Annotated in this window: 20 protein-coding genes; 12 read left to right on the forward strand and 8 right to left on the reverse strand. The window is 68.2% G+C overall.

Annotated features, from left to right (window positions below; translation table 11 throughout):
- Positions 1–6 precede the first annotated feature (6 nt).
- Entirely contained in the window at positions 7–726 is a 720-nt protein-coding gene (locus MEBOL_RS36865; RefSeq protein ID WP_095981791.1) for a class I SAM-dependent DNA methyltransferase, read from the reverse strand.
- Positions 727–1051: 325 nt separating this feature from the next.
- Here MEBOL_RS36865 and MEBOL_RS36870 point away from each other — a divergent pair, with 325 nt between their 5' ends.
- From MEBOL_RS36870 to MEBOL_RS36895, 6 genes are all read left to right on the forward strand, one after another.
- Positions 1052–2053 carry an aKG-HExxH-type peptide beta-hydroxylase gene (locus tag MEBOL_RS36870; protein WP_095981792.1) on the forward strand — a complete coding sequence of 334 codons (1002 nt, stop codon included), beginning with the start codon at positions 1052–1054 and terminating at the stop codon, positions 2051–2053.
- The gene (locus MEBOL_RS36875) at positions 2053–3297 is read left to right on the forward strand and encodes a YcaO-like family protein (RefSeq protein WP_095981793.1); all 1245 of its coding nucleotides are present in this window, start codon (positions 2053–2055) and stop codon (positions 3295–3297) included. Before MEBOL_RS36870 ends, MEBOL_RS36875 begins: the two co-directional genes overlap by 1 nt.
- 128 nt (positions 3298–3425) lie before the next feature.
- Positions 3426–5300, forward strand: a complete 1875-nt coding sequence (locus tag MEBOL_RS36880; RefSeq protein WP_095981794.1) for a methylmalonyl-CoA mutase family protein — start codon at positions 3426–3428, stop codon at positions 5298–5300.
- On the forward strand, positions 5300–7486 hold the full coding sequence (gene scpA / locus MEBOL_RS36885) for a methylmalonyl-CoA mutase (RefSeq protein ID WP_095981795.1): 2187 nt from the start codon (positions 5300–5302) through the stop codon (positions 7484–7486). Before MEBOL_RS36880 ends, scpA begins: the two co-directional genes overlap by 1 nt.
- The gene (gene meaB, locus MEBOL_RS36890) at positions 7483–8466 is read left to right on the forward strand and encodes a methylmalonyl Co-A mutase-associated GTPase MeaB (RefSeq protein ID WP_095981796.1); all 984 of its coding nucleotides are present in this window, start codon (positions 7483–7485) and stop codon (positions 8464–8466) included. Before scpA ends, meaB begins: the two co-directional genes overlap by 4 nt.
- 76 nt (positions 8467–8542) lie before the next feature.
- On the forward strand, positions 8543–12010 hold the full coding sequence (locus MEBOL_RS36895) for a methylmalonyl-CoA mutase family protein (protein ID WP_095981797.1): 3468 nt from the start codon (positions 8543–8545) through the stop codon (positions 12008–12010).
- Positions 12011–12399: 389 nt separating this feature from the next.
- Here MEBOL_RS36895 and MEBOL_RS36905 read toward each other — a convergent pair whose 3' ends face one another.
- A complete protein-coding gene (locus MEBOL_RS36905; protein ID WP_157823891.1) occupies positions 12400–14106 on the reverse strand; it encodes a hypothetical protein in 1707 nt (568 codons plus the stop codon).
- A gap of 597 nt (positions 14107–14703) precedes the next feature.
- On the opposite strand from MEBOL_RS36905, the gene MEBOL_RS36915 reads away from it, so the two are divergent.
- The 3 genes from MEBOL_RS36915 to MEBOL_RS36925 are packed head-to-tail and all read left to right on the forward strand — an operon-like array spanning position 14704 to position 18991.
- The gene (locus MEBOL_RS36915) at positions 14704–16794 is read left to right on the forward strand and encodes a hypothetical protein (RefSeq protein WP_157823892.1); all 2091 of its coding nucleotides are present in this window, start codon (positions 14704–14706) and stop codon (positions 16792–16794) included.
- 11 nt (positions 16795–16805) lie between these two features.
- Positions 16806–17597 carry a DUF4336 domain-containing protein gene (locus MEBOL_RS36920; protein WP_095981802.1) on the forward strand — a complete coding sequence of 264 codons (792 nt, stop codon included), beginning with the start codon at positions 16806–16808 and terminating at the stop codon, positions 17595–17597.
- 50 nt (positions 17598–17647) lie between these two features.
- The gene (locus MEBOL_RS36925; RefSeq protein WP_095981803.1) at positions 17648–18991 is read left to right on the forward strand and encodes a cytochrome P450; all 1344 of its coding nucleotides are present in this window, start codon (positions 17648–17650) and stop codon (positions 18989–18991) included.
- Between the two features lie 6 nt (positions 18992–18997).
- On the opposite strand, the gene MEBOL_RS36930 is transcribed toward MEBOL_RS36925, so the two are convergent.
- The 3 genes from MEBOL_RS36930 to MEBOL_RS36940 all read right to left on the reverse strand — a co-directional run bounded on the left by MEBOL_RS36930 (position 18998) and on the right by MEBOL_RS36940 (position 22292).
- Positions 18998–20134 carry a sialidase family protein gene (locus MEBOL_RS36930; protein WP_179956353.1) on the reverse strand — a complete coding sequence of 379 codons (1137 nt, stop codon included), beginning with the start codon at positions 20132–20134 and terminating at the stop codon, positions 18998–19000.
- A gap of 83 nt (positions 20135–20217) precedes the next feature.
- The gene (locus tag MEBOL_RS36935) at positions 20218–21315 is read right to left on the reverse strand and encodes a hypothetical protein (protein WP_095981804.1); all 1098 of its coding nucleotides are present in this window, start codon (positions 21313–21315) and stop codon (positions 20218–20220) included.
- 71 nt (positions 21316–21386) lie between these two features.
- Positions 21387–22292, reverse strand: coding sequence for an alpha/beta fold hydrolase (locus MEBOL_RS36940; protein WP_095981805.1), 906 nt, complete (start codon positions 22290–22292; stop codon positions 21387–21389).
- A 111-nt stretch (positions 22293–22403) separates the two neighbouring features.
- Here MEBOL_RS36940 and MEBOL_RS36945 point away from each other — a divergent pair, with 111 nt between their 5' ends.
- A complete protein-coding gene (locus tag MEBOL_RS36945; RefSeq protein ID WP_157823893.1) occupies positions 22404–23543 on the forward strand; it encodes a hypothetical protein in 1140 nt (379 codons plus the stop codon).
- Between the two features lie 116 nt (positions 23544–23659).
- Here MEBOL_RS36945 and MEBOL_RS36950 read toward each other — a convergent pair whose 3' ends face one another.
- Positions 23660–23860, reverse strand: a complete 201-nt coding sequence (locus MEBOL_RS36950) for a hypothetical protein (protein ID WP_095981807.1) — start codon at positions 23858–23860, stop codon at positions 23660–23662.
- Between the two features lie 139 nt (positions 23861–23999).
- On the opposite strand from MEBOL_RS36950, the gene MEBOL_RS36955 reads away from it, so the two are divergent.
- The gene (locus tag MEBOL_RS36955; protein ID WP_095981808.1) at positions 24000–24371 is read left to right on the forward strand and encodes a hypothetical protein; all 372 of its coding nucleotides are present in this window, start codon (positions 24000–24002) and stop codon (positions 24369–24371) included.
- Between the two features lie 58 nt (positions 24372–24429).
- Here the strand turns inward: MEBOL_RS36955 and MEBOL_RS36960 are convergent, their stop codons facing one another.
- Positions 24430–25191 (reverse strand): hypothetical protein, encoded by a 762-nt coding sequence (locus MEBOL_RS36960; RefSeq protein ID WP_095981809.1) that lies wholly within the window; start codon positions 25189–25191, stop codon positions 24430–24432.
- Positions 25192–25382: 191 nt separating this feature from the next.
- On the opposite strand from MEBOL_RS36960, the gene MEBOL_RS36965 reads away from it, so the two are divergent.
- Positions 25383–25811, forward strand: coding sequence for a VOC family protein (locus MEBOL_RS36965; RefSeq protein WP_095981810.1), 429 nt, complete (start codon positions 25383–25385; stop codon positions 25809–25811).
- A gap of 7 nt (positions 25812–25818) precedes the next feature.
- On the opposite strand, the gene MEBOL_RS36970 is transcribed toward MEBOL_RS36965, so the two are convergent.
- Positions 25819–26097, reverse strand: a complete 279-nt coding sequence (locus MEBOL_RS36970; protein WP_095981811.1) for a hypothetical protein — start codon at positions 26095–26097, stop codon at positions 25819–25821.
- Positions 26098–26163: the final 66 nt, after the last annotated feature.

A 26163-nucleotide genomic window follows, 5' to 3' on the forward strand; every position in this document is an offset into this window, starting at 1 on the left:
CGTTTCCTAGACGGGCCGCTCGTAAACCGAGACGTGGTACGTGCTCGCCGCCTTGAACGGCGAACCCTCCCAGCCGCCCCAGCGCTCACGCAGACGCAATCCCGCCATCCGGGCCATCAAATCCAACTCACCCGGCCAGGCGTAGCGGAACGAGAAGGACATGTGTTGGACGCCCCTCGCGGAAGTCTTCAGGTAATGAGACACGAGGTGTTGCCGGGAACGATCGTACGTGCGGAACCGCGAGACCTGCCCCTCCTCGGTTCGCCGGATCACCTTGCCTTGATCCGCGAGCAGGCAGGTCTCGTCGGGCAGGAGCCCATCGAGCATGAACACGCCCCCGGGCCGCAGATGCTCGGCCACCCGCGCGAAGCACCGGACCTGGGCTTCCTGGGTCGGCAGATGGAAGAACGAACTCCTGGCCACGAACACCACGGAGAAGGTGCCGGAGACGGGCAGCTCGCTGAAATCACCAAGGGTCACGGGGATCCGGTCTCCTCCGGGCTTGGCGCGCAGCCGAGCCACCATCTGCTCGGACAGGTCGATCCCCTGCACGGCGACGCCACGCTCGAGCAGGGGCAGCGCCAGGGGACCCGTGCCAATCCCCAGCTCCAGAACAGGACCCGCGCCACCGAACCGGACCACCTGATCCACCACGGGTTGTACCAGGGACCATTCGCCAAACCAGTCATCATAGAAATGAGCAGTGCTGTCTCCATATCGTTCCATCGGTGCGCACTCCTGTTCTTTCACTCATCACCATCCATTGCTCGTGAGAGGCTATTCACTGTCCTTGCGATATTCCAACCACGTCACCAATCTGCTCTTGGCCTGAGCAAGGGTGCCCAGGCCGAAACAGAGAGGAAATGGATCATGGTTGAAACCCAGCTCGAAGTGGTGAACCCGGACGTGGACGAGGTGAGCGGTGGGGAGCTGCCTGAATTCGCGCTCATGATCGATGTTCCAGACTCCGCGCTCGATGACTGAAGCAGCTGAACCAGACAATGAGTGGGGCCGGGCTTCCGCCCGGCCCCGCCGTTGAGGGAGAGCGTCCATGCACATCCAGCCCGGAGCCGACGACATTCCACGCGATCAGGCGGTGGTTGCCCAGTTGCTTATCGACACGCTGAGGAGGGAACTCGGCGCGCTCGGAGCCGAGGCCATGGACCTGCTCTCCCAGCTTCATGAAGAAGGCCTCACCTCCTATCCCGGGCTCTGGGCCCTGGCGTACCGGCTCCAGGACCAGCGCCAGGGAGCACCGTCGAGGCGTCTCGAGGCGCTTCATCGACTCACGCGGGAGGCGCGACGGAGCCAGGAGCGGGCGCGCGCCTCCGGGAGCGAGCCGTGGCGGCTGGATCTCACGCCTCCCGCCCGGCACCTGTCCGAAAGCCTCGAGCGGGCGGTCCGTCAGTCACCCCAGCGGCCCGGTTGGGAAGCGGCGCTGGCCGAGATGGCGCTCACGGAGTGGCGGGAGGCGCAGCGCCAGGTGTTTCGCGCCACGAGTCATCTGCTCGCCGCCGTCTGGCCGGAGATGTTGTCCGAGCTGCGGCTCGTGATCCAGCAGGTGGCGCTCATGCGAGGGGGCGGCATCGATGGCTTCACGGACTTCGCGGTGCACGGCGCCGTGTTCGTGAACATCCGCCGCCTGTCCTCGGTGAAGGTGCCCCCGGACCTCCGTCTGGCCGAGGCCTTGATCCACGAGGGCTGCCACACCCGGTGCAACGCCGCGGCGGTGGTGCGTCCCTTCTTGAGGGATTCGAGCAAGGATTCACCCCATGTGATGACACCGCTCCGGCCGGATCCCCGGCCACTGACGGGGCTGTTCCAACAACTCGTCGTGCTGTGCCGGTGTCTGGGTTTCTACGAGCGCGTCGTGGGACGGGGGCTCGGCGGAGAAGGCACCGTGGCCCGGTGCGACAAACTCCGCCAGCAGGCACGTCAGGCATGGGGGACGCTCCAAGCCCATGCGCATGAATTGACGGACCACGGCCTGGGGGTCGTGAGGCAGGCAGGAATGCAACTGGAGAAGTCCGCCACCCAGGGCGCGAGCCTCTGATGAAAGGCATTGGCCAGGCGGAGTTGTTCCGCCCCTTCGCCGACGCGCCGGAGGTGGTATTCGCCCGGGCGGCCTCGCGCTCGCCCCTCTTCGCGTCGAACTCCGCCGCGGGAGGCGCGCCCGTGGTGATCGGCAGTGCGGTGGGGAGCGGCGCCGACGACGTGGCGGTGCGCGCCCAGGGGGAACTGAGGGAACGGGTGAGCAACATCCTCGCGGGACGGCTGGCGGAGGAGCGCCGCGAGGTGGTGGCCACCTACGAGGAACTGGAGCGCGCGGGCACCCGGGCGGTGGATCCCCTCGGACTGGTCTCGCGGCGGAGCGAGGGCGCGGACGACGAGGCGCCGCGGCGCGCCCGGCTGCTCTGGGTGCCGGGCCAGTCGCTCATCACGGGGACACGCACGCTGGTGCCCGCGGGAGCCGCCTTCCTCCATCACCGGCCCCCGCCCGGCTGCTCCGGCATGTTGCGCACCGGCTCCACCGGCGTCTCGGCCCACACCTCCTGGGGCGCGGCCGTGCGCCATGGCTTGTTCGAGGTGCTCGAGCGGGACCTCTTCTGGCGGAGCTGGTACGGCGCGGGGGTGCGCACCTGGGTGCTGGAGCCGTCGCTCGCTCCGCCCGCCCTCCAGCGGACGCTCACCGCGCTCGGCCTGGAGGCGACGGGACTCCTGATCGAGGGTCCCGGGGGGACGGCCTGTGTCGTGTCCTGCCTGTACCCGCCTGGAGGCCAGGGCCAGTCCTACGGGGCGCGTGCGCTCTTCGCCGATGGCGCGGCGCCGGTGGCGTGGGCCTTCGAGCGAGCCTCCTATGAGGCCCTGATGGTGCGCTGGAGCCTGGACACGCCCGCCGCCCGGCTCGCCTGGCGGCGCATGTCGGAGCGCGACGTGCCCGGGGGGGAGCCAAGGGATGCGCTCGAGCATGCGCTCGCGGCCTTCCACGCGCGCGGGGAGCGGGATTGCCTGGCCTGGTGGCTCGGCATGGCCGTCCCCGCCCGCTCCAGATGGGTGCCACCGGGAAGGCCTCTCCTCCCGAATCCCGATGAAAGAACCCTCGCGGGCCTCCTCGCGGCACTCACGGGACAGGAGCCCGTGGCCGTGGACACGACGGTGCCCGAGGTTTGTCCGGAGGGGAGCGTGGTCGTGCGCATCGTGGCGCCGGGGGCGCATCAACTCCCGGGAGACGAGCGGCGCGCGCGCGTGCCGCCCTCCCCCTCGGGACGCCACCGGCCTCCGCATCCCCTGGGTTGAAACGCCTCGGCTCACACGTTTCAGCCCAGGGGCCCGCACCCCGTCGTTGCCCCGCCGCGACAATGGGCCTATGGGAGAGGCGAGGCACGGTCCAACGGACGGTGCCACAGCCCCCACGAGGTCACCGTATGTCGCAAGTGCCTCTCCACATCGCCGCGGACTTCCCCCCTCCCTCGCCAGAGGAGTGGCGCCGGCTCGTGGACAAGGATTTGAAGGGCAAGCCCTTCACGTCGCTCCAGTCCTCCCTGGAAGGCGGCCTGTCGCTCCAGCCCCTCTACACCCAGCAGGACGCCCTTGGCGCCCCACCCCCCGAGCCCCCAGGTGTCGCTCCCTACGTGCGAGGCGGCCATCCGCTCGGTCATACCGAGGGGGGGTGGCTCGTGTGCCAGGAGTACAGCGAGCCCGAGGTGGCGCTCGCCGCCGAGGCCCTCCGGGTGGACCTGGAGCGCGGCGCCCAGGGCGTCTGGCTGTGCCTGGGCAAGGCGCGGGGCATCCGGGTGGACGACGCGGCCGCCCTGGAGCGGCTGCTCGCCTCCGTTCCCCTGGATCGCACCCCCGTCCACCTGGAACCCGAGACGGAGCCCCTGAAGGCCGCCTCGTTCCTGCTGCGGGCCGCCGAGCGGGCCCGCGTCCCGCGCTCGGCGCTTCGCGGCGGCCTCGGCATCGACCCCCTCGCCGTCCTGGCGCGCACGGGCGCGTCTCCGGCGGGGCTCGGAGCGGCCCTGGTCGAGGCGGCGCCGCTCGTCACGTCGCTGCGCGAGAGCGCCCCGGGCCTGCGCGCGCTGCTCGTCTCGACCCGCCCCTGGGCGGACGCGGGCGCCACGTCCGTGCACGAGCTCGCGTGGGCCATCGCCACGGGCGTGGAGTACCTGCGGGGCCTGGAGCGCGCCGGGGTGCCACCCGAGCACTCGGCGCGGTCCATCCAGTTCGCGCTGTCGGTGGGCGGCCAGTTCTTCCCGGAGATCGCCCGGCTGCGCGCGGCGCGGCTGTTGTGGTCCAAGGTCGTCGCCGCCTCGGGGGGCTCGCCCGAGGCCCAGGCCATGGCGCTGCACGCGCGCACCGCGAGCGCGACCAAGACCCAGCGCGACCCCTGGGTGAACATCCTGCGCGCCACCGCCGAGTCCTTCGCCGCCGTGGTGGGCGGCGCGGACAGCGTGAGCACGTCGCCCTTCGACGAGGCCCTTGGCACGCCGGACGAGGGCGCCCGCCGCCTGGCGCGCAACACCCAGCTCATCCTGCGTGACGAGTCGAGCCTCAACCGGGTCGCCGATCCGGCGGGCGGCAGCTACTACCTCGAACAGCTCACGGGGGAGATCGCCCGGGCGGCCTGGGCGGAGCTGCGGCGCGTCGAGTCGCTGGGCGGCATGGCCCAGGCGATCGCCCAGGGAGACGTGAGCCGGGTGCTCGCCGAGACGCGCGCCGCGCGGGAGAAGGCCGTGCGCACGCGCCGCCTGCCCATCGTGGGCGTGAGCGAGTTCCCGCACCTGGGCGAGGCGCCCGTGCACCGGGAGCCCCACCCCACGTCCCCGGACGGCCCGTCGCCGCGCGCCACGCGGGTGGCCGAGGTGTTCGAGGGCCTGCGGGACGCGAGCGACCGGTATCTGGCCTCGCACGGGGCGCGCCCCCGCGCCTTCATGGCGAACCTGGGCACGGTGGCCGAGCACACCGCGCGCGCCACGTGGATCGCCAACGTGCTGGCCGTGGGCGGCATCGAGGCGCGGGAGCACCATGGCTTCGCGGACGTGGACGCCGCGGCCGCGCTGTTCGCCGAGTCGGGCGCCCCGCTCGCGGTCATCTCCGGCCCGGATGCGCTCTACCCCGAGTGGGTGCCCGCGCTGACCGCGGCCCTCAAGGCCCGGGGGGCGCGCGCGGTGGCGGTCGCGGGCCGTCCGGGTGAACACGAGGCCGCGTTCCGCGCGGCCGGAGTGGATCTCTTCCTCTACGCGGGGGCGGACCTGTTCGCGCTCCTGTCCTCACTGCACCAGCAGCTCGGAGTGGCCTGATGCGCACCCACGTCCCCGACTTCTCCGGCATCGACTTCGACGCCCCGGAAACGCGGCCCACCCCGGCCGTGCTCGACGCCCAACGGCACCACGCCGCGGAGGCCAACCGCACGGCCGAGCGCTGGGACACCCCCGAGGGCCTGCCGCTCAAGCCCGTCTACACGCGGGAGGACCTGGAGGGCGTGGAGCACCTGGGCTCGCTGCCCGGGCTGCCGCCCTTCGTGCGAGGCCCCTACTCCACCATGTACGTGCAGCAGCCGTGGACGGTGCGCCAGTACGCGGGCTTCTCCACGGCCGAGGCCTCCAACGCCTTCTACCGGCGCAACCTCGCGGCCGGACAGAAGGGCCTGTCCATCGCGTTCGATCTCGCCACGCACCGGGGCTACGACAGCGATCACCCCCGGGTGGCGGGCGACGTGGGCATGGCGGGCGTGGCCATCGACTCCATCAAGGACATGCGCATCCTGTTCGATCGCATCCCGCTCGATCAGATGAGCGTGTCCATGACGATGAACGGCGCGGTGCTCCCGGTGCTCGCGCTCTACGTGGTCGCGGCCGAGGAGCAAGGCGTCCGCCCCGAGCAGCTCAGCGGGACCATCCAGAACGACATCCTCAAGGAGTTCATGGTCCGCAACACGTACATCTACCCGCCCGGCCCCTCGATGCGCATCATCGGCGACATCTTCCGCTTCACGGCGGAGCGGATGCCGCGCTTCAACAGCATCAGCATCAGCGGCTACCACATGCAGGAAGCCGGGGCGACGCAGGATCTGGAGCTCGGCTACACGCTGGCGGACGGCGTGGAGTACGTGCGGGCCGGACTCGCGGCGGGGCTCGGGGTGGACGCGTTCGCGCCCCGGCTGTCGTTCTTCTGGGCCATCGGCATGAACTTCTTCATGGAGGTGGCCAAGATGCGCGCGGCCCGGATGCTCTGGGCCAGGCTCATCAAGGGCTTCTCCCCCAGGAGCGACAAGAGCCTGGCGCTGCGCACGCACTGCCAGACCTCGGGCTGGAGCCTCACCGCGCAGGACGTGTACAACAACGTGGTGCGCACGTGCGTGGAGGCCATGGCCGCCACCCAGGGCCATACCCAGAGCCTGCACACCAACTCGCTCGACGAGGCCATCGCGCTGCCCACGGACTTCAGCGCGCGCATCGCCCGCAACACCCAGCTCTACCTGCAACTGGAGAGCGGCACCACGCGCGTCATCGACCCGTGGGGCGGCAGCTACTTCGTGGAGCGCCTCACCCATGAGCTCGCGCACAAGGCGTGGGGCCACATCCAGGAGGTGGAGGCCCTGGGCGGCATGACGAAGGCCATCGAGGCCGGGCTGCCCAAGCTGCGCATCGAGGAGGCGGCGGCGCGCACCCAGGCGCGCATCGACTCGGGGCGGCAGGCCATCATCGGCGTGAACAAGTACCCGCCCGAGCGCGAGGACACGCTGGACATCCTCAAGGTGGACAACTCGGCGGTGCGCGAGGCGCAGATCGCCCGACTGCGGGAGCTGCGCGCGGAGCGGGACGCGGACGAGGTGCGCCGGCGGCTCGACGCGCTCACCGAGGCGGGCCGGAGTGGCCAGGGCAACCTGCTCGCGCTCGCCATCGACGCGGCGCGCGCCAAGGCCACGGTGGGAGAGATGAGCGATGCCCTGGAGAAGGTCTTCGGCCGCTATGAGGCCACGGTGCGCGGCGTGACGGGGGTGTATTCGAGCGAGGCGGGCAAGGACACGCAGATCGCCGAGGCCCGCGCGCGAGCGGATACCTTCCTCGAGCGCTTCGGGCGGCGGCCGCGCATCCTCATCGCGAAGATGGGACAGGACGGGCACGACCGCGGCCAGAAGGTGATCGCCACGGCGTTCGCGGATCTGGGCTTCGACGTGGACATCGGGCCGCTGTTCCAGACGCCCGAGGAGTCGGCGCGGCAGGCGGTGGAGAACGACGTGCACGTGGTGGGCGCCAGCTCGCTCGCCGCGGGCCACCTCACGCTGGTGCCCCAGCTCAAGCAGGCGCTCCAGGCGCTGGGCCGCGAGGACATCATGATCGTGGTGGGAGGCGTCATTCCTCCCCAGGACTACGAGGCGCTGCGCGCCGCGGGGGCCTCGGCCATCTTCGGCCCCGGGACGGTCATCGCCAAGGCGGCCATCGAGCTGCTCGACAAGCTGAGCGCCGCGATGGAGGAGGCGTGAAGCCACTGCCGGCGGACACCTACGTGGAGGGTGTGCGGGCGGGCGACAGGGCCGTGCTCGCGCGCGCCATTACGTTGGTGGAGAGCGAGCACCCGCGCCACGGTGCGCTCGCTCAGGAAGTGCTCATGCGGCTGCTGCCCCACACGGGAGGCAGCCGGCGGGTGGGCATCAGCGGTGTCCCCGGCGTGGGCAAGAGCACGTTCATCGACGCGCTGGGCATGCACCTGGTGGGCGGCGGCAAGCGCGTCGCGGTGCTCGCCATCGATCCGTCCAGCACCCTCACCGGCGGCAGCATCCTCGGCGACAAGACCCGCATGGCCCGCCTGTCGCGCGAGCCCTCGGCGTACATCCGGCCCAGCCCCTCGAGCGGCACGCTGGGCGGCGTGGCGCGCAAGACGCGCGAGACACTGCTCCTGTGCGAGGCCGCCGGCTTCGACGTGGTGCTCGTGGAGACGGTGGGCGTGGGCCAGTCGGAGACGGTCGTCGCGGACCTGGTGGACTTCTACCTGGTGCTCATGCTGGCGGGCGCGGGAGACGAACTCCAGGGCATCAAGCGCGGCATCCTCGAGGTGGCGGACATGATCGCCATCAACAAGGCGGATGGAGACAACGCGCCGCGCGCCCTCCGGGCCCAGGCCCAATACCGCGCCGCCCTGCACCTGATGCGCGCGGGCGCCGAGCCCGAGGTGCTCACGTGCAGCGCGCTGGAGGGCACGGGCATCGGCGCGCTGTGGTCCTCCCTCGAGACCCAGCTCGGCACGCGCGCCGCTTCGGGAGAAGTCGAGCGCCGCCGGAGGGCCCAGCAGGTCGACTGGATGTGGAGCCTCGTGGAGGACGGACTCCGAGCGGCCTTGCGTGCGCACCCCGAGGTGGCGGCCCTCCTTCCGGCGATGGAGACAGACGTGCGTGAAGGCCGCGTCACCTCCACCGCGGCCGCACTGCGCGTGCTGAGCACGTTCCTCCCGGGAGCGAGGGTTTGACGGGCCGCGTCGAGTCCTCACTCCCCTCCTCGCAATCCCTTGCCTCGGTCTTCACCGCGCTCTTACTGTAGGTGGCGTGAGAGTCATCCAGCCGAACGCCGCCCCCCAGCCCTACAAGCCCCGCTTCCACGTCCGGATTGTCACGGCCGCCTCGCTCTTCGACGGGCATGACGCGGCCATCAACGTGATGCGCCGCCTCATGCAGGCCTCGGGCGCGGAGATCATCCACCTGGGCCACAACCGCTCGGTCGCGGAGATCGTCGACTGCGCCATCCAGGAGGACGCCCAGGGCATCGCCATCACCTCCTACCAGGGCGGGCATGTCGAGTTCTTCAAGTACATGATCGATCTGCTGCGCGAGCGCGGCGCGAACATCAAGGTGTTCGGCGGAGGCGGCGGCACCATCCTCCCCACGGAGATCGAGGAGCTGCACCGCTACGGCGTGAGCCGCATCTACTCGCCGGACGACGGCCGGGCCATGGGCCTGCAGGGGATGATCGACGACCTGATCTCCCAGTGTGACTTCGAGAAGCGCTCTCCGGACTTCGCTCCCCTGCTCGCCGCCCCCGCCGTGCGCGAGCCCTCCCGGCTGGCCTCGCTCATCACCATCGCGGAGAACTTCGCCCCCGCGGGCGAGCAACTCCGGGCGGCGCTCGCCCAGGCGAATGTCGAGATGCCGCGCGTCCCCGTGCTGGGCATCACCGGCACCGGCGGCGCGGGCAAGTCGAGCCTCGTCGACGAGCTGGTCCGCCGCTTCCTCGCGGACTTTCCGGACAAGACGCTCGCGGTGCTCTCCGTGGATCCGTCCAAGCGCAAGTCCGGCGGCGCGCTGCTCGGCGATCGCATCCGCATGAACGCGATCAACCACCCGAACGTGTACATGCGCTCCATGGCGACGCGGCAGAGCAACCTCGCCCTGTCCAAGCACGTGGGCGACTCCATCGAGGTCTGCAAGGCCGCCGGGTTCGATCTCATCGTGGTGGAGACGTCGGGCATTGGCCAATCGGACACGGAGATCACCGAGCACTCGGATGTCTCGCTCTACGTGATGACGGCCGAGTATGGCGCCGCCACGCAGCTCGAGAAGATCGACATGCTCGACTTCGCGGACGTCATCGCCATCAACAAGTTCGACAAGCGCGGCTCGCTCGACGCGCTGCGCGACGTGCGCAAGCAGTGGAAGCGCAACCACAACGCCTTCACCACGCCCGACGACGCCGTGCCCGTCCACGGCACCATCGCCTCGCAGTTCAACGATCCGGGCATGAACCAGCTGTACCGGACCCTCATCGACACGATCGCGAAGAAGACGGGCGCGCCCCTGTCGTCGAACTTCCAGCTCACCCCGGGAATGAGCGAGAAGAAGTGGATCATCCCCCCGGAGCGCACCCGGTACCTGGCTGAGATCGTCGAGACCTGCGAGGGGTATGACCGGATGGTCCGCTCCCAGGCGGCGATCGCGCGGCGGATGTACCAGCTGCACGGCACCATCGAGGCGCTGCGCGCGAACGTGGGCAAGAAGCGCCTGGAGATCGTCGAGCCCAAGGACACCTCGGACGTGGTGCAGGTCACCGAGCGCGTCGAGGGCGAGCCGGCCTACCTGAGCGAGCTGGTGGAACTGTACCGGGACCTGGAGTCGCGCCTGCATCCGGACTGCCGCCGGCTCCTGAGCGAGTGGCCGGCGACCAAGCGCCGGTACGCGGCGGCCAAGTACCAGTTCCAGGTGCGCGACAAGGTGATCGAGCTCGACCTCTACACCGAGACGCTGTCGCACCTGCGCATCCCGAAGATCGCTCTGCCCCGCTACGAGGACTGGGGCGACATCCTGACGTGGCTCTTGCGCGAGAACGCCCCGGGCGCCTTCCCCTTCACGGCGGGCGTGTTCCCGCTCAAGCGGGAGAACGAGGACCCGGCGCGCATGTTCGCGGGCGAGGGAGGCCCGGAGCGCACGAACAAGCGATTCCACTACGTCTCGCGCGGCATGCCCGCCAAGCGGCTGTCCACGGCGTTCGACTCGGTGACGCTCTACGGAGAGGATCCGGACCACCGGCCGGACATCTACGGCAAGGTGGGCAACTCGGGCGTGTCGATCGCCAACGTGGACGACGCGAAGAAGCTCTACTCGGGCTTCGATCTGGCGGACCCCTCCACGTCCGTGTCGATGACCATCAACGGGCCCGCGCCGATGCTGCTCGGGTTCTTCCTCAACGCCGCGGTGGATCAGCAGTGCGAGAAGTGGATCCGCGCCCAGGGCAAGGTCGAGGAGATCGAGAAGAAGATCGACGCCCTCTACCAGGAGCGGGGCCAGCCCCGGCCGCGCTACCAGGGAGAGCTGCCCCAGGGCAATGACGGCCTCGGGCTGTTGCTGCTCGGCGTGTCCGGCGACGAGGTGCTGCCGCGTGACGTGTACGAGCGCATCCGCGCCTCCACGCTCCAGGCGGTGCGCGGCACGGTGCAGGCGGACATCCTCAAGGAGGACCAGGCGCAGAACACCTGCATCTTCTCGACGGAGTTCGCCCTGCGGGTGATGGGCGACATCCAGCAGTACTTCATCGACAAGAAGGTGCGGAACTTCTACTCGGTGTCGATCTCCGGCTACCACATCGCCGAGGCGGGGGCGAACCCCATCTCCCAGCTCGCCTTCACGCTGGCCAACGGCTTCACCTTCGTCGAGTACTACCTGTCGCGAGGGATGAACATCGACGACTTCGCGCCCAACCTGTCGTTCTTCTTCTCCAACGGCATGGACCCCGAGTACACGGTGCTCGGACGCGTGGCGCGCCGCATCTGGGCCAAGGCGATGCGGGACAAGTACGGCGGCAATGACCGCTCGCAGAAGCTCAAGTACCACATCCAGACCTCTGGCCGGAGCCTGCACGCGCAGGAGATCGCCTTCAACGACATCCGCACCACGTTGCAGGCCCTGCTGGCGCTCAACGACAACTGCAATTCGTTGCACACCAACGCCTATGACGAGGCCATCACCACGCCCACCGAGGAGAGCGTGCGGCGAGCGCTGGCCATCCAGCTCGTCATCAACAAGGAGTTCGGGCTGTCGAAGAACGAGAACCCCAACCAGGGCGCGTTCATCGTCGAGGAGCTGACGGACCTGGTGGAGGCCGCCGTGCTGGCGGAGTTCCGCTCCATCTCGGATCGAGGCGGTGTGCTCGGGGCGATGGAGCGCATGTACCAGCGCTCGAAGATCCAGGAGGAGTCGCTGTACTACGAGACGCTCAAGCACGACGGGACGCTCCCCATCGTCGGGGTGAACACCTTCCTGGACCCCAAGGGCTCGCCGACCGTGACTCCGCCGGAAGTCATCCGCGCCACCCAGGAGGAGAAGGACTACGCCATCACGGCGCGCGACGCCTTCTGGAAGCGCAACGAGAAGACCGCGCCCCAGGCGCTCGAGGCCGTGCGGCGCGCGGCGCTCGACAACGGCAACATCTTCGCCGCGCTGATGGACGCCTGTAAGGTCTGCACGCTCGGCCAGTTGTCGCGAGCGTTGTACGAGGTGGGCGGCCAGTACCGGCGCAACATGTAGCGAGGCCTGGTCCAGCCACCCTTCCCGCCCTGGTACACCGCCCGAAACACACTGGGCGGAACAGGGCGGTAAGTGGAAGCTCACGACCTATCTCTTCACCTCTACCCGCCTCCCAACAACAATAAAAATGAAGAGCGAGTAGAGAAACCAATTCATCACCAGCAGAAGACCATTCAACCAGCCAGGGAAACCGCCAAACAGGGTGGTTGGAATAGGAACCCCCCATGAATCCCGGGCGAAGCGAAGCAGACTTCCAGCCCCCAGAAAGGGACCGTATAACAAAACCTGGAGCACGCGTGAAATGATGTCCCGGCCTAGCAGAGCGCTAAAGGTGAAAATCTGGAGGAGTAGCACCAGGAACGAGCCTAGAAGGGCTGTCGGCCATTGCCTCACAGGGCCCTCAGCTTGGCCAGTGACGTAGCATCCAGCTGAAGCCGCTCCGCGAACTTGATGCCCGTGGGCGACGCTGACAGACGCGGATTGGCATCCGCGAACTTGTTATAGACGTAAGTGCCGTAGCGCAATCCCCAATAGAATCGTGCCCACGAGCCCTTGCTTGCGTTCGCTGGAGGCCCCGCCAGCGTGCCCAGAACGCTTTGGACCGTTTCCGCCAGAACGCTCGTGTCGATGGCGTACGCGGACCCGTGATGCATGATGATCTGCCACTCCCCCACCGCGGGCGCATAGGCTCTCGCGACGTACTTGAAGCTGCGCTTGCTCAACAAATGGAGCGTGACATCCTGGTTGCAGGGTACCAGCGGCGCTCCCGGTTCAGAGTAAGGTGTTCCCGGCGATGTGGGAGAGCCCCCGCTCCATCCACGAACCCATTTAGGATTCGTGTCGAACCAGCCAAAGGGATCGTAACGGAGATTGCCCCAACGCCAGTGTGTATGAAAGCAATCGTGAGCGCAGAATGGCGCCATCGACACGGGCGCGTTCAGGTTCCATGCGGGTGGGCTCTTGGCCACGGCCTCCCATGGCAGCTTCATCTTAGGCGCCATGTGGATGTTGTCGAACTCGCCCTGACGGGCCCACTTGGTGACGTTGCGGGCATGGTATTTCGCGCCAGCGGGCAATGTGCCCATCGGGCCCGGGACAATCACCTCACGAAGGGACTTGACCGCCCCCACCGAGGTCCGCTTCACCGCCCCCCGCTTGACGACCTCGAACTTGCCGGGGGAGGGCTCCGCCCAATAATAGTCGAACAGGAGGTTCCAAAAGGGCAGGTCAGGAGTGACCGTCTTGTCATTGTTGTCCGCATAGAGTCCGCTTGAGATCTCCGGCGCCATCTCGTCATCACCCATGGACACATGGGGAGTACGCTCATTGCGTGTCAGGGTGATGGCGCCCTCAACGCTCTCCACCGGCTTGTTGGTGGCGATCATCAGATGAGGCAGGAGTCGGGCCGCCCCCAGCACCCCGCCTGGTTCGAAGTCATTCCTCTCGCCTGTGCAGCCTAGCGCCAGACAGACGAGAATCCGGAACGGCTGATTGGAACCGACGGGAAGAATGGCTCCTGTGTCCGGTGTGGCAATAGCCCGGACCTGTCGTGATGAATTGATCTCGTAGCCGAAGATGTGGTGGAAGCTAGAGTGAAGATTCGCGGGGAGTTGCCAGAACCCCTTGCTGGATTCAGGGACAACGCCCTCGTCCACGGACTCGGTTTTGAGCAGGAAGTCCTGGGTGAGCGGCAGAAGGATCTTCACGCCACCATGTAGCGTCGCGCCGACCTCTCCCCACTTGATGCTGTCAAGGACAGGCATCACCATGTCCTGCATGGTCCGATGCCGGGCTGTCACCTGAGTGACCGTATCCAAAGTGGGGTGCTGGTACTCCCACAGCTTCTTGGTATGGATTCGGGCCTCATCCGAGTCCAGCTCTCTGAGTTCCTGGGAACCAAGCGCCACCAACCGTTTTGCCCCCTTGAAAGAGTCCTTGATCGGGCCACCCGTCGCGTGGAGCAACGTCTGCTTCAGCCAGGAGGCCAGCGACCCTCCCCTCTCGGAGACGACACGCGCGACAATGGGTTCCAACCGGGTGAACTCACGCTTGGCCTCATTGGGCTCACGTCGAGGGGGTATCCAAGAACCAGTCATCGCGTGGCTCCAAAAGAGTCAGTTGTTCCACCCAAGAGAGTCCTGCAGACGACAGCGAACATGCCGGACAAGCGCGCGGGAAGTCTAGTTCCTGGACACAAGGCCCGCCAATGCAGGCGGTGTCGTCTCCCCGGAGCACGGGGACGGGTCGTCCCCACGGACCGCGAAGTGGACGCGGAACATCTCCGCCACTACCGAGAGCGAGACGGTGGCCCTCCGGCATGACCCGCGAGGCAACACCCTCGTCCTGGTGACGGACATCGGCGGCCCCATCGACTTCGGCGCCGGACCCATCAGCCCACCCGCCTCGGCCGCGAACTCGCGCATCGCGGGACTGGCCCGCTACGCGCCTGATGGCCGCCTGCGGTGGGACATCCTCCTCTCCGGGCGAGCCCACCTCCGAGCTGCCCGCGGCTGGCGCCTTTGGCGCCGCGATGGCGGTCGACTCGAAGGGCAACATCCTGCTGTCCCTGAATGTCGGCGGCCGACTCGTCCGGGATGGCGTGAGGAGGGCTCGTGTTCGCCCGGGACTTCCGGGAAGTCCTGAATGAGTTCCGGATCTCCGAGGGACCGGGTACACTGCGGACAGGAGAGCCCATGTTCGACCCCCACAACATCGACCTCTTGATCCGCCGCGCCGTCTTGATGGGCCTGGTGCGTTTGGACATGCCCCAAACGACGCTCGCCAGCTCCGACTACCGCCTCCTGTTGGACACCATCGCGGAGTTCCTGGGCCGGGTCCGTCAGGGGGCCGGGATACGCCGCATGCTGTACGACTACGCGGAGGTGTGCCGGGCTCCGCTGGACCAGCAACTGAGCACCCACCTGCAAGAGGACGGGGAGACGCCCAAGCAGAGCAGATACCACCGCTCTCAACATCAGGGTCTCGCCAACCTGAAGAAGATCTCCAAGTCGCTGCCCCAGCAGGTGGCCAATGACATCCACAACCCCAACATCCTCGTCAACTGCGACTCGGGGACCGAGGGGGAGCTGGGGTGCAAGCCGGGAAACATCAAGATCTACCAGGCCGTGTTCGCGCCGTCCTATGGCGAGAATGACTACAAGGACGTGTACGAGGAGACGGGCAACAAGAAGCGGATCGTCATCCACCCCGCCAAGGGTGGCAAGTGCAACGTCAGCATCGGCAACCCCTTTCGAAGCGTCGGCTGGTTCTTCAATTATGTGAGCCAGGGCTCCAAGACCGCCTTGATCCGGATGTGGGAGATTCCCCAGAAGCACTTCGTCACGCTGCTGCAGAACTGCGGCACCGAGTGGCAGGTCGCCCAGGTGCGCGATGCCGCCCGGAAGGGGCTGGATCCCCAGGGGCTCGCCAGGCGCGTCTACGTCGAGATGTGTGACCACAAGGCCACCAACCAGTTCGGCCTGTGGACCCATGAGGAGAACGGCACGCCCACCGAGTTCGGCAAGTGGTTCATGTCCGTGTCCGAGCGCATGGTCACCTATTACGATCCCAACGGGACCCACAAGCCCAACAAACGGGATGGGGACTGCCGGCCCATCGGGCGACTGCTCGACTGTCTCGGCATCTCCACGTCCGTGACGGATCGCTTCCACGACCTGGGAACGAGCAACAGCGACGCCAACGGCAACCTGACCATGAATCGGGACATGGTGGAGAAGGACGCCGAGCTCCTGCGCATCCTCGATGTGCTGGAGATGGGCAGGGAAGACGCCGCGGATGTGATCGACGGCATGGGCAAGAAGTACGTCCGCATCTTCTGCAACCTGCTCACCTACAACGACATGAACCCGCAGCGGTTCAACCTGATGCGTCAGTACACGAGCACCGGACTCAACGTCACGAACCTGCGCCTGGAAACCCAGTTCATGATCCAGGTCCACCAGAGCCGGACGTGGTACGGCGCGGTCCGCAAGGTGGTGGAGCTCGTCCGCGGGAACCTCGCCAAGGCCGACCTTCCCCTCCCCGAGGACGTCCAGGCCACGCTTCCCCCCATCGCCCGCCATTGCACGTTGTACCGGCAGGTGCTGGACGTCCTCCAGAACGCCTTGGGGGGCGGTGGGACGGGATCGCTCTTCGAGCGCAACGGGCAGATCATCGACGCGCTCAATGTCATCCTGCGGCCCTTGTGCAGTGGGGGCAGCAGTCTGCGACTGGCCGCCGTCAAGACGAAGAACGAGAAGTTCGTCTTCCCACCCCTCAGCGACCTCAACTTCGAGATTGGCGCTTCCCACCGCTCGAAGACCGTGGGACTGAAAGGTCCGATCGACTCCCTGGACGGCAACGTGAGCCCCGGCTTCATCAAGAGCTACAAGTTCGCCGATCCCCTGCCGTCCTCCACCCAGACGAGCAACACCAAGTTCCAGCTCTTCGAGCACGAGCCGGTCCTGTACCGGCTTCAGGACAAGGAGTTGCCCCTCATGGGCGGCATCTCCGGCACCACGCGGGACATCTTCCGCTTCTTCGGCTCCGAACTCCGGGACACCTCCTTCTGGAGCTTCTTCTCCGTCGTCGCGGCGTTCATGATCAAGAACCACTACCACAGCCTCATCGAGTGCTACGCGGCGGCCCTGCAGTACTACAAGCGAGACTCGGCGACGCCCGGCACCAACCCCCTCTCCACCCTGGGCAACGGCACCTCCAGCGCGGCCATGTACAAGCATGTCCGCCTGCTCACGAGCGTTCCCTTCCTCACGCCCCGGACCTGAGCCGCCGAGCCATGCCCCCACCCGCCCCCACTCCCGAGTCCTCCGAGGCGCTGTGGGAGGGCGCCATCCGCCTGTACACGCCCCTCGACGTTCCCAAGCCCCTGGTGGAGAACGTGTGGCTCGTCGACGGCCCCGTGGTCCGGATGGCGGCCTACGGCACGCACATTCCCTTTCCCTCGCGCATGACGATCGTGCGGCTGGCGAACGGCGACCTGTGGTTGCACTCGCCCACCGCGCTCTCCGAGGCACTCCGGCGGCGCGTGGAGAGCCTGGGACGGGTGGCCCATCTCGTCTCGCCCAACAAGATTCACTACGCCCATATCGCCGCGTGGAAGGCGGCCTATCCGGATGCGCGGGCCTGGGCCTCGCCCGGCGTGCGCGAGCGCGCCGCGAGCCAGGGGATCGCCGTGAGCTTCGACGCCGAACTCGGCGAGGCCTCCCCTCCCGAGTGGGAGGCCGAGATTGATCAGCTCGTGTTCCGAGGCAGCCGATTCATGGAGGAGGTGATCTTCCTGCACCGGGCCAGCCGCACCCTCGTGCTCGCCGACCTCATCGAGAACTTCGAGGCGGACCATGTCCGCCCCGGACTGCGTCGGCTCGCACGCTTCGCCGGGAGCCTGCACCCGGATGGAAAAATGCCGGTGGACCTGCGCCTGACGTTCCTGGGCCGCAAGGCTCAGGCGCGCGCCTGTCTGGAGCGAATGCTGGCGTGGCGGCCCGAGCGGATCGTCCTCGCCCACGGACGCTGTTACCAGGAGCGGGGCACCGAGGAGCTGCGGCGGGCGTTCCGCTGGCTCGGCTGAGCGGCCGCGGCCCCTGGTCAGGCATGGGGCGGGTACGGCAAGCTCCACGCATGAGCACCGCGCGAGCCGCCCTTCCCCCAGGTCCCCGATCCCTGCCCGTGCTCGGGACCCTCATCGACTACGCGAAGGATCCCCTCGGCTTCATCGAGGCCTGCGTCCGCGACCACGGAGACGTGGTGTACGTCGAGCTCCTGGGCCAGCGCACCTATGTGCTCCAGCGCCCGGAGCACATCGAGCACGTGCTGGTCACCCGGCACCGGCACTACATCAAGGATGCATTCCAGCGCGAATTGATGGGAGGCCGGCTGCTGGGCAACGGCCTGCTCACCAACGAGGGCGAGCCCTGGCTGCGGCAGCGGCGGCTGATGCAGCCCGCCTTCCATCGCCAGCGTCTGGCCGCCTACGGACGGGTGATGGCCGAGCACGCCCGCCGTCAGCTCGCCACGTGGCGGGACGGAGAGGTCCGCGACGTCAACGCGGACATGATGCGGCTGACGCTCGGCATCGTCATCAAGAGCCTGTTCGACCTGGAGCTGGACGGAAAGGCGGAGGCCGTGGGCCCCTCGTTGGCCCGGGTGATGGAGCACTTCGCCGGGGTGCAGGCCCTCATCTTCCCCGACTGGCTGCCCACGCCGGAGAACCTCGGCTACCGGGCGGCCCTGGGGCAACTGGACGCGCTCGTCTCCAGCCTCATCCGGCGGCGGCGCGAGGCGGGGGGAGGCGAGACGGAGGATCTGCTGTCGACGTTGCTCCACGTCCAGGACGACGAAGGCCAGCACATGAGCGACCCGCAGATCCGCGACGAGGTGATGACCCTGATGCTCGCGGGGCACGAGACGACGTCCATCAACCTGGCCTTCTGCTTCCACCTGCTGGCACGCCACCCGGAGGCCGAGGCCTCGCTGCACCGGGAGCTGGACTCGGTGCTGGGGGGCCGGGAGCCCACCCTGGAGGACCTGCCCGCCCTGCCCTTCACCGACTCCGTGGTGAAGGAGGCCCTGCGGCTCTATCCGCCCGCGTGGACGCTCGGGCGCGAGGCGCTCGAGGATGACGAGATCGGCGGCTGGTCCATCGCCAAGGGCTCGGTGATGATGATGAACCCGTGGACGGTGCACCGGGATGCGCGCCTCTACGAGGATCCCCTCGCCTTCCGGCCCCAACGCTGGGTGGACGGGCTGGAGAAACGCCTGCCGCGCTTCGCGTGGTTTCCCTTCGGCGGAGGCCCGAGGCTGTGCATCGGCATGGGCTTCGCGTTGATGGAGGCACGGCTGGTGCTGGCGACCCTGGCCCAGCGCTTCCGCTTCGAGCGGGCTCCCGAAGACGACGTGGAGCTGCTGCCCTCCATCACCCTGCGCCCCAAGCATGGGGTGAAGGTGCGGGTGCGCACGCGGTAGCCGGAGTCAGGGCCGGAGGAAGCGCACGAGCTGGTAGCCCATGCCTCCTGGCCCGAACCCCCGCGCGTTCTGCAACTGGAGCACGAGCAGCCCCGAGGGCAGCTCCTCGTAGACATCGGCGCGCACGTTCTCGTTGGGATTCAGCCGGGGGTAATGGAGCAGCGCCACCCAGTCCACTCCATCGAGGCTGGCCCAGACGTGCGCGCTCTCCTCGCTCGGCGCATAAGCATCACCCAGGGGCTCGCGGGCGACGCCCGCCACGAAGCCTCCCGCGCGTAGCCGGTAGGTGGAGTAGGCGGCGCCCGAGAGCGGATTGAGCTCGACATACGTCCCATCCGGCGAGAGCTGGGCGATGTGCGGCCGGCCAGGAAGCCAGTTGATGTCCTGGGCATAGAGCAGCGATCCATCGTCGAGCACCGCGGCGGTGACGACGAGGGCCTGCTGGCCGGAGAGGACCCGCTTCCAGTTGGAGCCCTTGCTCGTGGAGCGGAGGATGGCCGACTGCTGGATGTTGTCTCCGAAGAACGCCCAGAGCGCATGGCGGGCCGGATCCACCGCCAGCCCGTGCCCATGCCGGTGGCCCTCGAAGACCTGCCTCACCTTCCAGGTGCGGCCCTGATCGCCGCTCGCGTGGAGGCGGAGGGGCGCGTTCTGGGAGGTGAAGGCCTGGTACTCCAGCAGGTACACGGTGCCGTCGAGCTCCGCGATGTTCCGCGACGTGAGCAGGCGGTAGTTGCCCAGCGCGAGCACCTCGCTCCAGGAGGCGCCGCCGTCGCTCGAGCGGGCCAGGTAATGGGCGCCCGCGCGTTCGATGTCGGCCAGCAGCGTGCCATCGGCGAGGGCGGAGATGACATGGAAGGAGCCCCCGAGCGGCGTGCGGCCCTTGAGGGTCCAGGTCCGCGCCCCATCCGTGCTCGCGTAGAGTCGGCTGGTGGAGTCACCCAGCTTCAAGGCATACGCCGTGCCCGAGGGGGCGACGGTTAAAAACCGATGGGTGGTGTTGGTGAAGACCACCTGCAAGCCCGGCGTTGCCTGGGCGGGACTCGCCTCGAGGACGTCTGGAAATGGCGCGGCGAGGGATGCCGTCGAGAGCAGCAGCACGGCGAGGAAGAGCGCGGTGCGATGGTGGACACGACGGAGCATGGGCGACCTCGTTTCTCCAAAGGGGCTCTCGCCCAGGAACAACGAGGCGAAAGCCCGAATTTCGAGGGCCCCGGCGCGAGGCGCTACTCGTCCACCCCGCGCAAGAGGTCCTGCAGGTCGCGCAGGAACGGCAGGACGTACGTCTTGACGGGCCGAGCGACCTTGCCGCCCTTGTTGGCCAACTGGCCCGTGGCCCAATAGGAGGTCTCGAAGCCGAACGGGGATTGACGGCCACTCGCGCTGTTGGCCTGCGCGAGCAGCGCCTCGAACACCTCCTCGCCGAAGATCTGCCGCACCATCTGCAGATCCGCGCCCGCCCACACGTGCGGCCCCTCCTGCACGTTCACCATGTCCAGCGCCCCCATGCCCTTGCCCTGGAGCTTGGGCGCCTCGCCGATGCCGAAGCGCGCCACGTACAGCCGCCGGGTCACCATGTTGAGCCACGCGCTGTGGATGAGCATGCCGTGCAGCGAGTGGTAGCGGGTCATGAACTGGTAGAACCCGCCCACCCGCATGCCACCCTTCAGGGGGATGTCGCCCTTGATGTCCACGTTGTCCCCGCCGGCCAGCACGATGCTCCGGGGCATCTTGCCCGAGCCCCGCTCTCGCACCTCGAAGCCCCCGGGGAAGTGGCTCGCGCTCGTGGTCAGTACGTCCTCGACGGTGAGCGCCTGCGCCTTGGCGAAGGACTCCTCGGAGAGCTCCAGGGACATGAACACCCCGTACACATGCGCCTCGTGGCTCTCCTCGTAAAAGGAGGTGAAGGGCGCCTGGGTCTCCTCGAGGGCCTCCTCGAGCAGACGGCAGAGCAGATCGGGGTTGGGCTTGAAGCTCTCGAAGGCATCGTCCAGCACCTTCTCGCCGGACTTGAAGCCGAACTTGTGGTGCATGGAGTGCGCGTCGTCCAGGACCTTGAGCACCTGCTTCAGCTTGGGCACGCCGGCGTTCCCCTCGCGCACCGCCTTGACGGGCATGCCCAGGTACTTGTTCTTGAGCTGGAACACCTTTCGAGTGCCCTGCGTCCCCCAGTTCGTCACCTTCCCCACGCTGGAGCGGGAGACGGGCTTGCGCGCGGCGAGCGCGACGGCCCCCAGCGCCATCGCGCCCAGACCCATCACGGCGACCTGCCCCATCGACAGGGAGGGAGAAGAGGAATTGTCCTTCGAATCGGAGCGGCGCATGGGGGCCTCGGAGGGATGGGGGGAGAGCCAGGATAGAGAAGGAACCCTGGATATTCCAGCCGCCCAGCACGTCACGAAGGCCTGAGCACCCGCTCGAGGAAGCCGCGAACGAGCGGAAGCGCCGCGTCGAAGTGGGTCTCCAGCAACCAATGCCCCGCGTCGTCGAGCAGGTGGAGCTCGGCTCGCGGGAGATCCCTCAGGTAGGCGCGCGCCGAGGCCTCGGGCATGTACCCATCCCGAGGCCCCCAGACGATCAGCGACGGGGGTTGCCGCTCGCGCAGATAGGCCTGGTAGCGCGGAAACCAGCCGAGGTTCGCCCGAAGCCCCTCCATCAACCCGACCGCGAGCCGCCGACGCGCGGGGGTGTCCATGAGGGGCCAGTGCAACGTCCACAGGTCGGGCGGAACCCGCGCGGCGACCTCGGCGTCGACCTCGCCCACGAACTCGGCGCGGAAGCCCTCCTCGCTGACCGCGGTCTCCAGCACGGCCCGCCGCTCCGGGGTGGGCTCGTTCCAGTACGCGCGGAGGGTCTCGTATTTGGGCCCCAGCACGTCCTCGTAGATGTCTCCGTTCTGGAGGACGAGCGCGGTGATGCGCTCGGGACGCGCGATGGCGTGCCGCAGACCTATCTGCGAGCCATAGTCGTGCAACCACAGCGCGTAACGCTCGAGCCCGAGCGCCGAGGTGAAGCCATCGAGCACCTCGGCATAGGCATCGAAGTCGTAGGCGAACACCGCCGGGTCGGGCGTGGCGCTATAGCCAAAGCCAGGAAAGTCGGGCGCGATCGTCCGCCAGCGGTCCGCGAGCGCGGGCATCAACTGGCGGAACTGAAAGGAGGAGCAGGGATAACCATGCGGCAGCAGCAGCACCGGAGCGTCGGAGGCCCCGGCCTCGCGATAGAAGAGTTCGATCCCGCCGACCTTGATCCAACGATGGCGAATCGCGTGGTCGGCATGCATGCGTCCTGACGCGGCCATTCATCCTCCCTGGGTTGCCCTGGCAACAACCCTTGGGCCGCGAAGGATTCTTCCGCGCCACTCCCACGGCCCGTCTTGGCGCGGGCGACACTTCGCGCTTCACTGTCGTCCATGAACCGGTGCTCCGCCGTCCGTTGGCTGATCGTCCCCATGGCGTGGGTGCTCGGGGGCTGGACGACGCCCGCGAGGCCCCTGACGGGCCGGAGCGTGACGACGGCGCCTCCGCGAGCCTTCTCCGCATCCCTTCAAGGGGGCCCCGCGTTCTGCCCGGGCGCGCGGGTCCAGGTCGTCGTGCACGTCGTCCAGGCGGATGGCTCCCGCTCCGCGTGGACCCTGGACCCGGAACACTTCCGCCTGCGGACCACGGGCGCGCTCTCAGCCGATGGGCGAGGCGGAGTCGTGCTCGACACGGACCCCCTGCGGCTCGAGACCGGACCCCAGGCGGTGCGGATCGAAGCGGTGGGCGCGCCGGAGCTGCCCGCCGTGACGCTCTCCGTGCCAGTCCACTACGGCTGCGACTTCCTGGCGGACTTCCGGGGCCGCACGGGCATCCCGGGCGAGGCGGGCGCGCCCGGTGCGTCGGGAGAGCCGGGGGAGAACGCGCCGTCGTTTCCGGGCTACCCCGCCCGGCTGACCTCGCTGTACCGGGGCCGCCCCGGTGGTACCGGGGGACCGGGGGGCGTGGGCGGCGCCGGTGAGCCCGGCGGAGACCTGGAGATCCAGGTGACGCGGGTGCCGGACGTGGAACCTCCCCGGCTCAAGGTGTGGGTGCGCGACTGGCGGTCCTCGCGCGCCGAGCGCTTCCTGGTGGATCTGCCCGGGGGCTCCCTGCACGTGGACGCGAGCGCGGGTCCAGGCGGCCCGGGCGGTCCCGGTGGCGCGGGCGGAAAGGGCGGACGGGGCGCGGAGGGCTGGCCGCCCGTTCAAGCGGGCCGAGGCGGCGCGGCGGGCCGGGGTGGCGAGGGCGGACCGGGGGGTGGAGTGGGACGGATCCTCGTCCGGGCATCTCCCGAGGCCGCGCCGTACCTGAACCGGCTGTCCTTCTCCGCCGGCTCGTCCTCGCCGGGGCGGGCGGGCACCGCGGGGCCGGAGGGGCCGGTCGGGGATGCGATCGAGCCCGCGCGGCGCTTCTCGTTTCCCCGGGGGCCCTTCATGTGTGGTGTGCGCGGCCTCGGCATCCAGCGGCTCGGTCCCCCGCTTCGCGAGGCCGAGCCAGAGCTGCGCGTGGAGCCCCTCCCCGCTCCCTGGTAGACGAGGTGGACTCAGCCGAGCCACTTACAAGCAGGGGGAGGTGGTGGACCCCAGACGTGGGGCCGGGGGTGTGCAGCAGGGTGTGAAGCCCGGTACCCACCGGAGCAGCGGAGTCGTCAGAAGCGCCCGCTCATGCCGACCAGGCCCCCGTCGCCGGAGAAGGACACCAGGGGCAGGAGACGCGGCCGCGTGAGCGCCACTTCCGGCGCGGGCGCCTGGGCCTGGGACAGCTCGTAGCCGAGAATGCCGCCCACCGCGCCCAGCACGTAGGGACTCGCTTTCTGGGTGCCCGTGACCAGCGGCAGGCCCAGGCCCACGCAACAGCTACCATGTCGCCGTCAAACTGGGTGACCTCATCTACGATGCGTATACGGGACCCACTGGAATGCAATTGACCGACTATCTTACCCGGCTACACGCCAAGCAAGGCGTCTCATGGGAGCAGGTGGTGACGCCATGAGCGATGAACGTGAGGCAGGAGGCCAATCCGCACGACCGCATGTGTACATCCTCGACTACTTGATGAGCCTGAGGCAGGACACGCCACGGCAATCGCTGCTGGACATGGGAGAGATTGACATCAATCGCATGGCGGCGTTTGTCGCGGGTTATCGGGCGTGCCAGTCCATCAATGGAGTCACGGACGACGAGTACATTCATTTCCGTGAGTGGCTACGTGATGTGAAGCAGGAGTTCCCCACGGAGGGCTGGGACGCCAAGTTCCTGCGCGACTGTGACGGGGACCACGAGCGCGCCATCCGTAAGCTTCTCGACTTCGTGGCCGAGTTCGTCACCCTGAGAAAACAAGCGCGTCACGACCACCACTGATCTTCGTCCTTCACGTCGGTAGACGATATTCATGAGACCAGAGCCCCGTCGGAGGGTCTCAGGGCTGGACTGAACGCGGCTGGGGATCCTCTTTCCTGGAGGGCATGTAACACTTCCCCTGGTACTCGGCGGTGCTGCGAGGGCAAGGCGCGCTCTGGGCGTGAGGGATCCAGCAACCACCGCGAATCTCTACTTCCGTCACGGGGATGCAGGGCGGCGTCGCCTGTTGTTTGAAGGGTTTCTCGGGCATGGGGTAGCCGATGGCCACGGGGAGCGAGGGATCCCGCGCGTTGCCGAAGGAGATGGAGTCCTCTGGCAGGGAGGGCATCCCCTTCTCATGCGCGAGCCGCGTCTCGGCGGGCTTGTCCGAGCCCGGCCGTTGCCACAGCACGAGTCCCACCGCGAGCAAGAGCCCCGCCGCCGCGAGTCCCCAGCGCAGTGGCCGGCGACGTGCGCGAGGGGGCGACTTCCGCGCGAAGAGCGACGGAGCCTCGCCCCCCGCATCGAGACTCGCGAGGGCGTCCGCCGTGCGGATGGCCCCCAGGGTCAGTTCGTGCACGGTGGGCGCCGGGGAGTGGGCCCGCGGCTCCGCATCCACGATGAGCACGCCGGGCTCGGGGAAGTTCGTGGTCCGCAGGCTCCAAGGCGTGGGCAGGCGCCAGTCCTCACCACGTTCCGGTATCACCACCAGCGCGGGCTCCCCCGTTTCGACATGGTGTGCCTCATGCAGTTGGCTCCCCTCCTCGGCAATACCCGGGCAACGCTCGCCTATCCGATAGGGGCCGATGCGCTGGCCCTTCCACTCCCGCGTGTCACTCATGCGCCTGTCTCCCGACCCTTGGTTTCCTACTCTGGATGTCGGGCGGATGTACAGACCCGAAAGGTCAATGCAGACCCTGTGCCCGGGTCTCCAATGTAGGTGTCAACAGAGGGACAGTGCCGTTCAGGACGAGACATCGAACGTCGGCTCGCGTTTCGTGCTCGAAGTCGGGCGCGGTATGCGAACCGCTCATGGAAACCAACCTGCTTCATCGGGGCCGTCTCATCGACCATCTCCAGTTGGTCGTGCGGGACATTGCGGCAAGCAAGCGCTTCTACTCGGCCGTTCTCGGCGCGCTGGACATTCCCCTTGGCGGAGAAGGCGAGGACTACTTCTGGGCAGACGAGCTGTTCGTCTCCTCCGTGAGTTCTCGCGCGGCGGCCGGGGCTCTGACCGGTCGAATGCACTTCGCCTTTCAGGCGACCTCTCACGAGGCCATCGAGCGCTTCCACGCCGCTGGCCTGGAGCATGGCGGCCGGGACAACGGAGCTCCCGGCATCCGTCCCTACCATCCCGGCTACTACGCGGCCTTCCTGCTCGACCCCGATGGAAACAACGTGGAAGCGGTGTTCCACGGGCCCGCGAATCGAAGTGCCGAGTCGATCGTCGTGAAGTTTTGAAGGAGCGCTAGGGCCGCCGCGGCCGGGAGCGGGTCCGCTTCGGCGTCTCCCGCGGCGACAGGTGGGTGTGGCCGAGGGCGTCGGCCTTCATCGGCTCCGCTTGAGACATGGCGTCATCCAGCCGGTGCGCAGCGGTCAGCGATTCATGAGAGGAGGCCTGGTCGAGCCGCAGTTCGAGCCCACAGCCAGAGCAGTAGATGTTCCCGGTGAAGAGGTGCTGGATCGTGGCGGGGATCGGGATCTTGCAGCTCGGACACGGGAATCCCGGCGCATCGGACGTCAACATGATTTCTCCTGAGACATGACAACGTGAGGCATGAAGATGGCGCCCCCCCTCCTCGAGTGGGCGCCT

The organism is Melittangium boletus DSM 14713, assembly GCF_002305855.1.
Taxonomy (GTDB): domain Bacteria; phylum Myxococcota; class Myxococcia; order Myxococcales; family Myxococcaceae; genus Cystobacter; species Cystobacter boletus.

Bases quoted from the DNA above. Each gene is read 5' to 3' on its own strand.
- MEBOL_RS36955 (WP_095981808.1), top strand. From the start codon at position 24,000: ATGAGCGATGAACGTGAGGCAGGAGGCCAATCCGCACGACCGCATGTG.
- scpA (WP_095981795.1), top strand. From the start codon at position 5,300: ATGCGCACCCACGTCCCCGACTTCTCCGGCATCGACTTCGACGCCCCG.
- MEBOL_RS36870 (WP_095981792.1), top strand. From the start codon at position 1,052: ATGCACATCCAGCCCGGAGCCGACGACATTCCACGCGATCAGGCGGTG.
- MEBOL_RS36925 (WP_095981803.1), top strand. From the start codon at position 17,648: ATGAGCACCGCGCGAGCCGCCCTTCCCCCAGGTCCCCGATCCCTGCCC.
- MEBOL_RS36875 (WP_095981793.1), top strand. From the start codon at position 2,053: ATGAAAGGCATTGGCCAGGCGGAGTTGTTCCGCCCCTTCGCCGACGCG.
- MEBOL_RS36940 (WP_095981805.1), bottom strand. From the start codon at position 22,292: ATGGCCGCGTCAGGACGCATGCATGCCGACCACGCGATTCGCCATCGT.
- MEBOL_RS36965 (WP_095981810.1), top strand. From the start codon at position 25,383: ATGGAAACCAACCTGCTTCATCGGGGCCGTCTCATCGACCATCTCCAG.
- MEBOL_RS36930 (WP_179956353.1), bottom strand. From the start codon at position 20,134: ATGCTCCGTCGTGTCCACCATCGCACCGCGCTCTTCCTCGCCGTGCTG.
- MEBOL_RS36935 (WP_095981804.1), bottom strand. From the start codon at position 21,315: ATGCGCCGCTCCGATTCGAAGGACAATTCCTCTTCTCCCTCCCTGTCG.
- MEBOL_RS36960 (WP_095981809.1), bottom strand. From the start codon at position 25,191: ATGAGTGACACGCGGGAGTGGAAGGGCCAGCGCATCGGCCCCTATCGG.
- MEBOL_RS36905 (WP_157823891.1), bottom strand. From the start codon at position 14,106: ATGACTGGTTCTTGGATACCCCCTCGACGTGAGCCCAATGAGGCCAAG.
- MEBOL_RS36970 (WP_095981811.1), bottom strand. From the start codon at position 26,097: ATGTTGACGTCCGATGCGCCGGGATTCCCGTGTCCGAGCTGCAAGATC.
- MEBOL_RS36945 (WP_157823893.1), top strand. From the start codon at position 22,404: ATGAACCGGTGCTCCGCCGTCCGTTGGCTGATCGTCCCCATGGCGTGG.
- MEBOL_RS36865 (WP_095981791.1), bottom strand. From the start codon at position 726: ATGGAACGATATGGAGACAGCACTGCTCATTTCTATGATGACTGGTTT.
- MEBOL_RS36880 (WP_095981794.1), top strand. From the start codon at position 3,426: ATGTCGCAAGTGCCTCTCCACATCGCCGCGGACTTCCCCCCTCCCTCG.
- MEBOL_RS36920 (WP_095981802.1), top strand. From the start codon at position 16,806: ATGCCCCCACCCGCCCCCACTCCCGAGTCCTCCGAGGCGCTGTGGGAG.
- MEBOL_RS36915 (WP_157823892.1), top strand. From the start codon at position 14,704: ATGTTCGACCCCCACAACATCGACCTCTTGATCCGCCGCGCCGTCTTG.